Source organism: Mycobacterium sp. NGS48, assembly GCF_059812585.1.
The window spans coordinates 134,639-147,192 of record NZ_JCALCY010000005.1 but is presented as its reverse complement, the minus strand read 5'-3'; the positions used below and the strand labels follow the sequence as shown (position 1 = coordinate 147,192).

Genomic DNA, 12,554 nt, shown 5'->3' with positions numbered 1-12,554 from the left:
TGATCAGAAGCCGTCGGTGACGTTCCACCGTCTACCTATTCCGGGCCGGGGAGGATGCTCGAAAGCGCGTTATTATTCAATCCGCGACGTTAGTAAGTCGGGCGGGCCGACGCTCGACGTCGCCTATCCCAACGGGACGAAGCAGAGGGTCCACTTACCGGTGTCGATTATCAGCCCGCCACCGGAATTGCCGTCGGTGCTAGATCATCCAGCGGTCGCGATACCGCCAACGATCCTTGACCATCCTCCTGTCGCGATGCTGTCGCCCGCGGCGGCGCGCCCTCATCCGCACGAAACGTGGAGCGACGGGGAATCGAACCCCGATCTGAGCCTTGCAAAGGCCCGGTTCTACCGTTGAACTACCGCCCCGTGGCCGACATGACCACGACAGCAATACTGTAGATCATGACAATCCTTCGCTACCAACTGAGCTAAGGCCGTTACCCGGAATGTGAGCGTTGTTGTGACAGTCCACATTTCAGGCAGCTTCTCCTTTCGGAGTCGCCGTCCCCGTCTTACTGGTGTGCGGGGTTGACGCTTCATCGCCTCCTGCCGGTCCTACCGCAGGGGCGGTGAGGTTGGTCTTCTGGTTGGCTCCACGTCCGTCTCCAACCCGGGGGTTGGCGGCCGGGCTACTCCCGGTACCGGTCCTCATTCCATCACCGATCACGGTGGTGTCGCTGAGGCGGGCGAGGTTGATAGCCGCATTCAGATCCCGATCGATCGGCGGGCATCCGTTGCGGCAGCGGTAGATGCGATCGCGCAGGCGCAGCTTGGTTTTCGCTCCGCAACGTGTACACACTTGGGTCGACGGGAAGAACTTGGGTGCCACAACCAAGGTGGTGCCGTACCAAGTGGTCTTGTACTCCAATTGGGTTCGGATTCGTCCGAGCGCGGCATCCCTCACCGAGCGGTTAAGTCCACGTTTGCGGGTCCCGCCATGCCGGCTCATTGCGGCGGCGTTGAGCTGTTCGCACACCACCTGGTCGTGACGGCTGGCTAAAGCGGTTGTCGCGGCGTGGAGTTCATTCGCGCGGACGTTGACCACTCGGGCGTGCGCCTTGGCGATCCGGCGCTGAGTACGCCGCCACCGATTCGACGGATCACGCCGACTCTGGGTGACCGGATCATAGGGGCCGCGCCGGCGGGCGGCCTGCCGCTGCAGGGCCCGCAACTTGGCCTGGGCGGCGGTCAGTGGTTTGGGTGCCTGGATGCGGTCCACCTCCAACCCCTCCGGGGTGCCAACCACCACCACATCCCGCACTCCGACGTCGACACCGACCACCGGATGCTCGGACCGGATGGCATGCGCCGGCCGCGTCTTGCTGGCCACCATCACCTGAAAAGCGCAAAACCAGCGTCCCGCGTGAAACGAGACGGTGGCCGACAGGATCCGTGCGGTTCCAGCCTCCAGCCGCCGCGTCAGTTTACGGGTCGATTCATGGGTATGGATGCGCCCTAGCCGGGGCAACACCACATGATGCCGATCTGGCTCGACACGGATCGCCCCTGTCGTGAACCGCACTGAACGGCCAGCACTACGTATTGCCTTAAAGCGCGGGAAGCCGACGCACCCTCCGGTCCGCTCGCCAGCGCGAGACTTGTTCCAACCGTCTAAAGCCCGTGCAAGCCCGTCGAGACCCGAGTTGTAGGCCTCTTTGCTATTGGCAGGCCACCACGGCGCCGCCGTGTTCTTGCGTTGATTCCAAGTCTTCCGCAGCTGCGCCAGCGACCACCCCTGAGACGGGGTCAATTCCGAGTCCGGAATACCGTAGCTCCGCTCGGCGGCCCGCTGATCGAGGTTCTTCTTCACCACATCGAGCATGTGGTTGAACGCGAACCGGGCTGCTCCGCAATGCGACTGCAACATCCGAGCCTGAGATGGCGAGGGATCCAGGGCGAACCGATACGCCTGCATCGTCCACCCCTGCGAGATCTCAGTCCGCGCCATCACGCGCTCCATTGGGAAACTCCGGTCGGGCGTGCACGTCATCACCCTGACATACCCCTCCGACAAGACCGGGGCATCCGCTACGCTGCGCAGTCCCGTGGCGTCGAGCGGTTCACAACCCCTCGCCCCGACCCGCGGCCTGGTCGGCGGCCACATGCCAGACCTCGACGCTTCGTCGCGACCGAATCACTACCGCCAGGACGGCGATCACCGCCAGCGGCAGTATCAGTCGCGCGGAGCGTCTTGGCGAACACATGGTTGTGGGCCTAGGAGGACTCGAACCTCCGACCTCTTCGTTATCAGCGAAGCGCTCTAACCGCCTGAGCTATAGGCCCGCACTCGCGTACGGCCGAGCGACGAGATTACCGCACCCGACGCCTTCGGCACTAATCCCGGTCGGCGAGCGTGACTTCCACGCCGCCGATGAGATCGGTCGTCAGGTTGTAGACGAACGCGCCGATGGTAGCCATCGCCGTGAGCAGCACGATGTTCACCAGGCCGATCAGCACCGCGCCACCGAAAATCGTGCCGCTGGAGACGAGGTCGGCGCCGCCGCCGCTGGTGTTGTTCAGCAGGTCACCGACGTTGCTGTTGAGCTTGCTCCATACCCCCATCCCGCCGAGCACCAGATACAGGAAAGCGACGGCGATCATCCAGACGAAGAACAGTGCCACCGACAGCACTAGCGACACCTTCAGCGTGCTCCACGGGTCGATGTGGCGGATCTGCATGCTGGCCCGTACCGGCCCACGCGACCGCGCCCCCACCTGAAGCCGGCTTGTGGGCCTACTCGGCTCCGAGGCCCTCGCGGTGTCTGGTGCCCGATCGGGCGTGGGTTTGCGCGGCGCCGACCGCGGCGGAGCTCCGGACAGATCGGGCAGCTCACTGGCATACGCCTCGTTGTGCCGACTGTCACCACGAGCGGGCGGGGCATCAGCGTCATGCGCCGGCGCCTTCGGATGACCGGACTGTGTGGGAGAGCCGGCACCCGGTGCGGCTGTCCCTGAGATGAACCGAGTCACCCGGGCTTCGACACCGGGGGAGTGCCCCGAGGATCGCGGCTCATGGTGGCCCGGCGATTCCGATGGCGGCCGATGCTGCGGCTGCGACGGTCGCGCCCCGCCGCGCTGCCACGGCGGCACATCCCCGCCCTCGGATCCCCGCCCCGCGGGGCGCGCTTCCGACCGGTGTGAGCCCCCGCGGTCAGCCGAGCCATCCCCGTTGGGGTTGTCGCCCGATTCGGGGTGACCCGGCTCGTTCGATGAACTCACCCTGGCTCCTTTGGTATGCGCGCCCTGAGTCGCGTCGGACAGACCCCGATGCCCGGCTCCTTGTCGGAACCAGGTTAGGTGCCCGCCTCCTCCGCATCGTCGGTTATTGCGGCTTCTTCAGCGTTGCGTGCGATGGCTAACAGTGTGTCGCCCTCGCCCAAGTTCATCAACCGAACGCCCTTGGTCTGCCGACCGGCCTTGCGGACTTGCCGCGCCGCCGTGCGGATCACCCCGCCGCCGGAGGTGATGGCATACACCTCGCTGTCGTCATCGACGATCAACGCCCCAACCAGCCTGCCACGCCGGGAGTCGTACTGGATGGTGAGGATGCCTTTGCCGCCGCGGCCCTGAGCCGTGTACTCCTCGATCGCGGTGCGCTTGGCGTAACCGCCGGACGTCGCCACCAGTAGATATGTGCCTTCCCGGACCACATTCAGCGAGAGCAGATAGTCATCGGCGTTGAACCGCATGCCCTGCACGCCCGAAGTGGCGCGGCCCATCGGCCGCAGTGCGTCGTCGGTGGCGGAGAACCGGATCGACTGACCGTTGGCCGAGACCAGCAGCAGATCCTCATCGGACGAACACAGCACGGCCCCGACCAGTTCATCGCCATCCCGCAGATTCACCGCGACGATTCCGCCGGATCGGTTGGAATCGAAATCGGTCAGCTTGGTCTTCTTGACCAGGCCTTTGCGGGTAGCCAGCACCAGATACGGCGCGTCCTCGTAGCTGCGAATCTGGATGACCTGTGCGATGCGCTCCTCCGGCTGGAAGGCCAACAGGTTCGCGACGTGCTGTCCGCGCGCCGTCCGGGAGGCCTCCGGCAGGTCGTACGCCTTGGCCCGGTAGACCCGGCCCTGGGTGGTGAAGAACAGGATCCAGTCGTGGGTTGAGCACACGAAGAAGTGCCGGACGATGTCGTCCTGTTTGAGACCCGCCCCCTGGACGCCCTTGCCGCCGCGCTTCTGGCTGCGGTACAGGTCGGTCTTGGTGCGCTTGGCGTATCCGGTCTCGGTGATCGTGACGACGACGTCCTCGCGGGCGATCAGATCCTCGTCGCTGACATCTCCGTCGGCGGCCACGATCCGGGTGCGGCGGTCGTCGCCGTGCTTGTCGACGATCTCGGCGAGTTCGTCGTGCACGATGCGGCGCTGCCGCTCCGGCTTGGCCAAAATGTCTTCCAGGTCGGCGATCTCGGCCTCGATCTTGGCCAGATCGTCGATGATGCGCTGGCGCTCCAGCGCGGCCAGGCGGCGCAGCTGCATGTCCAGGATCGCCTGCGCCTGGATCTCGTCGACGTCGAGCAAATCGATCAGGCCCTGTCGGGCGATATCGACTGTTTGCGAGGCCCGGATCAGTGCGATCACTTCGTCGAGGGCGTCGAGCGCCTTGACCAGACCGCGCAAGATATGGGCGCGTTCGTTGGCCTTGCGCAACCGGTAGGTGGTGCGACGCACAATGACGTCCAGCTGGTGGTTGACGTAGTGCCGGATCAGCTGGTCGAGCCGCAACGTGCGCGGCACACCATCGACGATCGCCAGCATGTTGGCGCCGAAGCTGGTCTGCAGCTGGGTGTGCTTGTAGAGGTTGTTCAGCACCACCTTGGCCACCGCGTCGCGCTTGAGCTCGATGACGATGCGCAGCCCAACCCGATCGCTGCTCTGGTCCTCGATGTTGGCGATGCCGGCGAGTTTGCCGTCACGAACCTGCTCGGCGATCGAGGTGATGAAGTTGTCGTGGTTGACCTGATAGGGCAACTCGGTGATCACCAACGAGGTTCGGCCGCGCGAATCTTCTTCGATCTCAGCAACTCCGCGCATCCGGATCGAGCCGCGGCCGGTCGCGTAGGCGTCGGAGATGCCTTGCGAGCCGACGATCAATCCGGACGTGGGGAAGTCGGGGCCCTTGACCTTTTTGGTGACCGCCTTCAACGTCGCCTCTTCGTCAGCGTCGAAGTTCTCCAGGCACCAGAACACCGCCTCCGCCAGCTCGCGCAGGTTGTGCGGCGGGATGTTGGTGGCCATACCAACCGCGATACCGCCCGACCCATTGGCCAGCAGGTTGGGGAACCGGCTCGGCAGTACCGTCGGCTCCTGCACCCGGCCGTCATAGTTCGGCGCGAAATCGACTGTCTCCTCGTCGATTTCGCGCAGCATCTCCATCGCCAGCGGGGTGAGCCGCGCTTCGGTGTTGTGGCTGACGAAACCGTTGGTGATAAAAGCGTGGTCGTCGGTGTCGACTCGCAGGCTGTAGACCGGCTGCACGCCGGCGTCGGTGACGCTGGCGACCTTGGCGTAGTAAAAGCGGCCGTCGGTCAGGTCGCTCGCGATCGCTCGGACGTCAGGATCGGCGATGCGGGACAGGATCTCTGCGCCGTCGCGTCGCCATCTGGATAGCCGGTCGATGTTGTGACGATTCAGCCAATCTTTGTCGACCCAGCGGCTGCCGCAGTGCGTACGGATAAACCGGGCCAGCCCGGGTACGTGATCACTGTCCCTGCCGGCGCAGGGCGGTAGCGACGACAGGATGCCGACCAGCTTCTCTTGCTTGGCGCCGCCGAAGCCTATCTGGCTGGCGAAGAGCTCGGCTTGAGCGCGGTTGGTGATAACGACCTTGTATTCGCCGACCGCGTGCCGGTAGCGGCGCGAGATGACACCGAACTCCAGCAGCATCTGCTGCACGTCTTTAGCCAGCCGGTCGCTGATCGTATTGTAGGAAATCTGAATCGTGTTGCGCGGCAAGGCGGAGCAGGACCCATCGCCCTCGAACAGCGCCTGCAGGAACACCCGCTTCACGGCGGCGGGGGAGTGCCATAGCCACTCCGGAATCCGCTTGTCCGCCGATCGCTGCCCGCACAAGTCGCCGAGGCGTGACGTCATCAGCGCGGTGAGGTTCTGGACATCCAGCTCATGAAGGATCGCGCCGGAGCGGATGGTCCTCGAGGACACATAGCGCTGACCGCCGACGACCGCGTCGTATGCCGCAACGACCCTGTCGAAGTAGCTACGGTCGAGGTTGTTGAAACCCGCGCGCCTCTCCGAGACAAAGCCCTCGCTAATGAACGCGCCGAGCAATAGCGCTTCCGTGGTCGCGTGCCAGTCGGCTGGACCGAACTCGACTGGCGGGGTCCGCTGGAGCACGACGTAGTCGTCGGGGCGGATTTCCTCGATCAGCTTCCACAGCAGGGTTGGCACGCCGCCAACGTCGACTAGGCACAGCAGCGGATGGTTGCCGGTGCCCGTGACTTCGTAGCCTTCTGCGGCCCGCACGGTGTAGGTCTGATGCTCGCCAGAGTGGAACAAGCAATCAGCCACAACCGGGTCGCCGTGCCGGTCGGTAACCTTCAATTCAATCGCGTTATCGGAGTTGGGGCATGCACCTGCAACGACGTCGCCGATCCGCACTGATTGCCCAAATGGCAACCGCACCAATGCATCTCCGCTAGTGCAGTACCGCATCGCCGCTGGTGGATCGTTGCCGGGCGAGCCGAAGTTGCCCTGCCCGTCGACCAAGGGATAACGCAGCGACCACGGTTGGGCCATCCGCACCAGGGTGTCGTAGATCGACGCGTCGCCGTGCGGATGGTAGTTGCCCATCGTCTCGGCAACGGAGCGGGCAGATTTGGCGTGACTACGGTCGGGGCGGAACCCGGAGTCGAACATCGCGTAGAGAACCCGGCGGTGTACGGGCTTGAGTCCGTCGCGCACCTCGGGCAGCGCGCGACCGACGATGACGCTCATGGCGTAGTCGATGTAGCTGCGCTGCATCTCCTGCTGGATGTCGACCGGTTCGACGCGGTCTCCGGCTTCACCGCCCGGTGGCAGCGTGGTGTCTGTCATCTATATCCCTTGTACGTCTTAAACATCCAGGAAGCGCACGTCTTTGGCGTTACGCGTGATGAAGCTACGCCGCGCTTCGACGTCTTCGCCCATCAGGACAGAGAACAATTCGTCGGCGGCGGCCGCGTCGTCGAGAGTCACCTGGCGCAGCACCCGAACCGATGGATCCATGGTGGTTTCCCACAGCTCCTTGGCGTCCATTTCCCCGAGACCCTTGTAGCGCTGGATGCCGTCGTCCATGTTGATCTTCTTGCCTGCAGCCTTACCCGCCTCCAGCAGACCGTCGCGTTCCCGGTCGGAGTAAGCGAACTCGGGATCAGTTCCGCGCTGCCACTTCAACTTGTACAACGGCGGCTGCGCCAAGAACACGTGTCCGTTCTCGATCAGCGGACGCATGAAGCGGAAGAGCAGTGTCAGTAGCAAAGTGGAGATGTGCTGACCGTCGACGTCGGCGTCGGCCATCAGGACGATCTTGTGATAGCGCAGCTTGGTGATGTCGAATTCGTCGTGAATTCCGGTGCCCAGCGCGGTGATGATCGCCTGGACCTCGGTGTTCTTCAGCACCCGGTCGATACGGGCCTTCTCGACGTTGATGATCTTGCCGCGCAACGGAAGGATCGCCTGGAACATCGAATCGCGACCGCTCTTGGCGGAGCCGCCCGCCGAGTCACCCTCCACCACATACAGTTCCGACTTACGCGGATCGGTGGAACGACAGTCCGCGAGCTTGCCGGGCAGCCCGCCCAGATCGGTAGCGCTCTTGCGGCGCACCAATTCTCGGGCTTTACGGGCAGCGATACGGGCTTGCGCCGACGACACCGCCTTGTTCACCACAGTCTTGGCGTCACTCGGGTTGGCCTCGAACCAGTGGGTGAGCTGCTCGTTGCACACCTTCTGCACAAACGACTTGACTTCGGTGTTACCCAGCTTTGTTTTGGTTTGGCCCTCGAACTGCGGTTCGCTGACCTTCACCGAAATCACCGCGGCCAAACCCTCGCGGATGTCGTCCCCGGTGAGGTTGGGGTCTTTGTCTTTGAGCAGTTTTTTGTCTTTGGCGTATTTGTTCACCACGGAGGTCAGCGCCGCTCGGAAGCCCTCCTCGTGGGTACCGCCCTCGTGCGTGTTGATCGTGTTGGCGAATGTGTGCACCGACTCCGAGTAGCCCGCGTTCCACTGCATGGCGATCTCGACCTCGTGGCCCGGGCCCTTGCCGGAGAAGTCGACGATGCTGCTGTGGATCGAATTCTTAGTGCGGTTGATGTGTTTCACGAAGTCGACCAGGCCGCCCGGGTAATGGAAGGTGCGGTGCTTGACCTTCTGCGGAGCATTGCGCTCGTCGGCCTGCTCACGCGCTGACTTCGGCGCTTCGGCAGTGTCGCTGACGACCTCGTCCACCACTTCCTCGGCGGCGACGCGCTCGTCGACCAGGTCGATGGTCAAACCCTTGTTGAGGAAGGCCATCTCTTGCAGCCGCCGCGCCACCGTCTCGAAGTCGTATTCGGTGGTCTCGAAGATGTCCGGGTCGGCCCAGAAGCGCACCGTCGTTCCGGTCTTCTTGGTCTTCTCGCCCTGCTTGATCGTGCCGGGCACCGAATGGTCATAGAACTGCGCCCATTCGTAGCCGTCGCGGGAGATTTCGACCTCGAGCCGAGTCGACAACGCATTGACCACCGATACGCCTACCCCGTGCAAGCCGCCCGAGACCGCGTATGCGCCGTCGTCGCCGCCGAACTTGCCGCCGGCGTGCAGCTGGGTCATCACGACGTCGACGGTCGGCATGCCCGTCGAATGCATCGATACCGGGATACCGCGACCGTCGTCGGTCACCTGGACGCCACCGTCGTCGAGGATCTTCACGTCCACTGCGGAGGCAAAACCGGCCATGGCTTCGTCCACCGCGTTGTCGACGACCTCCCAGATAAGATGGTGCAGACCCCGCTCACCGGTAGACCCGATATACATGCCCGGGCGTTTGCGAACGGCTTCCAGCCCTTCAAGAACCTGGATGTCCCCGGCGTCGTACGAATTGCGGGCCTTCTTCTGGGCAGCCACGGTCGGACAGCTCTCCTTGGGGTTGCGTGGACGCGGTTGCAGTTACCGCGCGCTGGTTCTCGGCCAGTCTACCGGTAAGGGCCGACAGCACCGACTCTGCGAGGGCGTTTCTACACAGCTATCCGGCTCGTGTACAGAATTTTTCAGTCTCGCCTGCGTCCTGACGCTTGCCAGACGAACTCGCTTCCTTGTGACGGCCGTGAGCCGATCGTTGCAATTGTCAGCCATAGGTGTCGCGCGGGCCCCTTCCCGCGATGTGCAGTCGGCCCTTCCGCCACGACGGTGCAGTCGGTCCGGTGATTTTCAGCGAGGTCACCACACCGTTTCCGACCTCCGCCGCGATTTTTGCTATCAGCTGGGCCTGCATGATCCGCAACTGGGTCGCCCAGGCCGTGGATTCGGCCGACACGCACAGCACCCCGTCGCGCAGCGCAGTCGGTGTGGCGTGTTCGGCAATCTGCTGACCCACCACCGAGGACCATTGCCCGAACACGGCTCCTTCGGCGACCCGTGCAGACCACCCCCGCTTCTTGGCGAGATCACGCGCCGCCCTGCCCAGCGGTTGCGGGTCTCGAGTATCGGGACCCGGCCCGGACCAGCGTCGGCGGCTCGAGCTACCGGCTACGCGACGGGCGGCTGGACGCACTGGCCGGCCGCGTCCGACGTCTTTGCCCTGGCTGCGGGCAACGCCGCGGGCCTCCTCCAGGGTGCGCCTGACCAGGTCCATACCGGGTAGGCCGCGGAGGTGTTCGGGGGGACCTGCCTCAGGGCCGGTCATGGTTGAACCACCGAGATGCGTCCGTCGTCACCGTCGTGCAATGCGATAGTCACCCGGGTGGCATCCCAGTCGCGGGGTATGTCGTCGGCGACCGCCGCGGTCACCAGTACTTGCTCCGCTGATGCCGCCGCAGCGGCCAAGGCCCGCCGGCGGCCCACGTCTAGTTCGGCGAACACGTCGTCGAGCAACAACACCGGCTCACCTCCGTCGGCGCGCAGTAATTCGTAGGCCGCCAGGCGCAGCGCCAACGCCATCGACCACGATTCCCCGTGGCTGGCAAAGCCTTTCGCGGGCTGATCACCAAGCCGCAACTCCAGATCGTCGCGGTGCGGACCAACCAGGGACACCCCGCGTTCCAGTTCGGCATCGCGGCGCCGGGACATCTCGGCCAATAATGCGGTTTCGAGGAACTTCATGTCGATGCCGACGTCGTGGGAGGTTTCGACGCTGGCGCGGTAACCAATCGAGGCCTGCCGCGAGCCAGGAGCCAGCAACTCGTAGGCTTTCTGGACTTCGGGGGCCAATTCGTTCACCAGCTCCATCCGGGCCGCCATCAATTCGGCGCCGCGGGCGGCCAGGTGACCGTCCCAAACGTCGAGCGTGTCCAGCACACCGCGCTCATCGCGGTATCGCGCGCCGGCCGCAGACTTGAGCAACGCTGTGCGTTGACGCAGGACTTTGTCGTAGTCGGCCCGTACCGCCGCGATCCGCGGCCGCCGTACGGTGGCCAAGTCATCGAGATAGCGGCGGCGCTCGGCAGGGTCACCCCGGACCAGCGCCAAATCCTCTGGGGCGAACAACACCGCACGTAGCACGCCCACCACTTCACGGGCACTGCGTACCGGCGTGCGGTTGAGCCGCGCCTTGTTGGCGCGTCCGGCGGTGATTTCCAGGTCGACCGCGCATTCTCGGCCGTCGTTGACCACGATCGTCGACACCACCGCGCGCGACGCCCCCACCCGAATCAGCGGTGCATCCGTGGCCACCCGATGGGAATTCAGTGTCGACGAATACCACAGCGCTTCAACAAGGTTCGTCTTCCCGTAGCCGTTGGGACCGACAAGGACCGTACGTCCAGGTCCCAATTCGAGGTCGGCATTTGCCCACGACCGGAAGTCGCGCAGGCCGAGACGACGCACGTACACGCAACCCCGCTAACCGGGCAAACGGACCGGCATCAACAAGTAGACGTAGTCGGTCGGCACGGCAGGGAAGGGCCCGTTATCGCTTGGCGCAACGTCATCGGATGCGGGCCGTAACACGGCGGGCCGGCTAGGCGTGGTAAAGCCGAACGAAACGCGTTCCGAATGCAGCGACCCCAGTCCGTCGGTCAGGTAGGTCGGGTTGAACGCAATCGTCAGGGGCTCACCGGCGAACTCCACCGGCAGGTCCTCTTCGGCGCGGCCGACGTCATCTGCCCCGGCCGAAAGCCGCAGCGCATCCTCGCCGAATTCCATCCGGACCTGCGCACCCCGGTCGGCGACCAGCGCGACACGTTTGATGGCCTCGGTCAACTCGCTCACCCCGACCGTTGCCACCGCCGTATGTTCGGTCGGCAACAACTGGCGGAACTTCGGGAACTCGGCATCCAGCAACCGGGTGGTACTGCGCTTGCCATTACCGCTGATCCCGAGCAAGCCGTCTTGACCCACGGCGGATCCAGCGCCCAACGACAACCGCACATCCGAGCCGTCGGTGCCGGTCTTGGCGGCCTCGGCCAACGTCTTCGCCGGTACCAGCACCGCGGCTTCGATATCGGGCGTGATCGCTGACCAGGACAGCTCGCGAACCGCCAGTCGGAACCGGTCGGTGGCGGCGAGCACCACCGTGTCACCGGAAATCTCAACACGGATCCCGGTCAGCATCGGCAACGTGTCATCGCGGCCCGCTGCGACGGCAACCTGGCCGATAGCTTCGGCGAACAGATCCGCTGACAACGCGCCAGTCTCTTCGGGTAGCGCCGGCAGCGTCGGGTAATCCTCGACGGCCATCGTCGGCAGCGAAAACCTGGCGCTTCCGCACGTCAACGACACCCGCGTCCCGTCGACGTGGACATCCACAGGTTTGTTCGGCAACGCCCGGGTGATATCCGATAGCAGCCGACCGGATACCAAAACTGTTCCAGGCGAGGCGATTTCGGCTGCAAGTCGGACTTCGGCGGAAACCTCGTAGTCGAATCCGGAAATGGTCAGCCCGTCGTCCGAGCCGGTCAGCAGTACGCCGGCAAGCACTGGCACCGTCGGCCTGGAGGGCAGGTTCCTCGCCACCCACGCCACCGCGTCGGCGAAGTCTTCCCGCACCAGGCGGAACTTCAAGTCGGTGCCGACTCTGGTCGTCGTCGCCACGTCCATAGCGTCCCTTCATCACCTCGAACAAGGTTCATACTCAGCGGCTACTCCCGGTGACGAACGCCTGTATGTGTAATCCGCCGCGACGGCCGTAACGGCAGTCGAACAACAACCGTAGAGCTTCCAGCGCCATCTTGAAAGCTAATCGATCGCAATGACACTCGATGACGGCGCCTCGCCGTCCCAGGTGTGGAGCGGTGCTTCCCCAGGGCTGTTTTCGAAGAACAAACTACGGAGAGATACCAGTAACAGTATTAAGTCCTGTGCAAACTGGGGACCGCGCGGTGTCCGTGCTGCTGGGGGAGCCGACGGGCT

General features: G+C 64.4%; 7 protein-coding genes and 2 tRNA genes. All 9 read right to left on the bottom strand.

The genetic code is table 11. From position 1 onward, the window contains the following. Positions 1-298: 298 nt before the first annotated feature. Positions 299-369, bottom strand: a tRNA-Ala gene (locus tag AC5Y42_RS11865). Between the two features lie 109 nt (positions 370-478). Continuing rightward, complete coding sequence (gene tnpB / locus AC5Y42_RS11860; RefSeq protein WP_499898309.1) at positions 479-1,951, bottom strand: IS607 family element RNA-guided endonuclease TnpB; 1,473 nt, start codon at positions 1,949-1,951, stop codon at positions 479-481. 261 nt (positions 1,952-2,212) lie between these two features. Next, a tRNA-Ile gene (locus tag AC5Y42_RS11855) sits at positions 2,213-2,286 on the bottom strand. A 51-nt stretch (positions 2,287-2,337) separates the two neighbouring features. Further along, a complete protein-coding gene (locus AC5Y42_RS11850) occupies positions 2,338-3,222 on the bottom strand; it encodes a DUF3566 domain-containing protein (RefSeq protein WP_499898308.1) in 885 nt (294 codons plus the stop codon). Between the two features lie 74 nt (positions 3,223-3,296). After that, complete coding sequence (gene gyrA / locus AC5Y42_RS11845; RefSeq protein WP_499898307.1) at positions 3,297-7,061, bottom strand: intein-containing DNA gyrase subunit A; 3,765 nt, start codon at positions 7,059-7,061, stop codon at positions 3,297-3,299. An 18-nt stretch (positions 7,062-7,079) separates the two neighbouring features. Next, a complete protein-coding gene (gene gyrB / locus AC5Y42_RS11840) occupies positions 7,080-9,113 on the bottom strand; it encodes a DNA topoisomerase (ATP-hydrolyzing) subunit B (protein ID WP_499898306.1) in 2,034 nt (677 codons plus the stop codon). 220 nt (positions 9,114-9,333) lie between these two features. Continuing rightward, complete coding sequence (locus AC5Y42_RS11835) at positions 9,334-9,891, bottom strand: DUF721 family protein (protein WP_499898305.1); 558 nt, start codon at positions 9,889-9,891, stop codon at positions 9,334-9,336. Further along, a complete protein-coding gene (gene recF / locus AC5Y42_RS11830; RefSeq protein WP_499898304.1) occupies positions 9,888-11,036 on the bottom strand; it encodes a DNA replication/repair protein RecF in 1,149 nt (382 codons plus the stop codon). Before recF ends, AC5Y42_RS11835 begins: the two co-directional genes overlap by 4 nt. Before the next feature lie 9 nt (positions 11,037-11,045). Continuing rightward, positions 11,046-12,242, bottom strand: coding sequence for a DNA polymerase III subunit beta (gene dnaN, locus AC5Y42_RS11825; RefSeq protein ID WP_499898302.1), 1,197 nt, complete (start codon positions 12,240-12,242; stop codon positions 11,046-11,048). Positions 12,243-12,554: the final 312 nt, after the last annotated feature.

What these genes read in the sequence shown, in the direction of transcription:
- tnpB (WP_499898309.1), bottom strand. Translation starts at nt 1,951, where the DNA reads ATGGCGCGGACTGAGATCTCGCAGGGGTGGACGATGCAGGCGTATCGG.
- gyrA (WP_499898307.1), bottom strand. Translation starts at nt 7,061, where the DNA reads ATGACAGACACCACGCTGCCACCGGGCGGTGAAGCCGGAGACCGCGTC.
- dnaN (WP_499898302.1), bottom strand. Translation starts at nt 12,242, where the DNA reads ATGGACGTGGCGACGACGACCAGAGTCGGCACCGACTTGAAGTTCCGC.
- AC5Y42_RS11835 (WP_499898305.1), bottom strand. Translation starts at nt 9,891, where the DNA reads ATGACCGGCCCTGAGGCAGGTCCCCCCGAACACCTCCGCGGCCTACCC.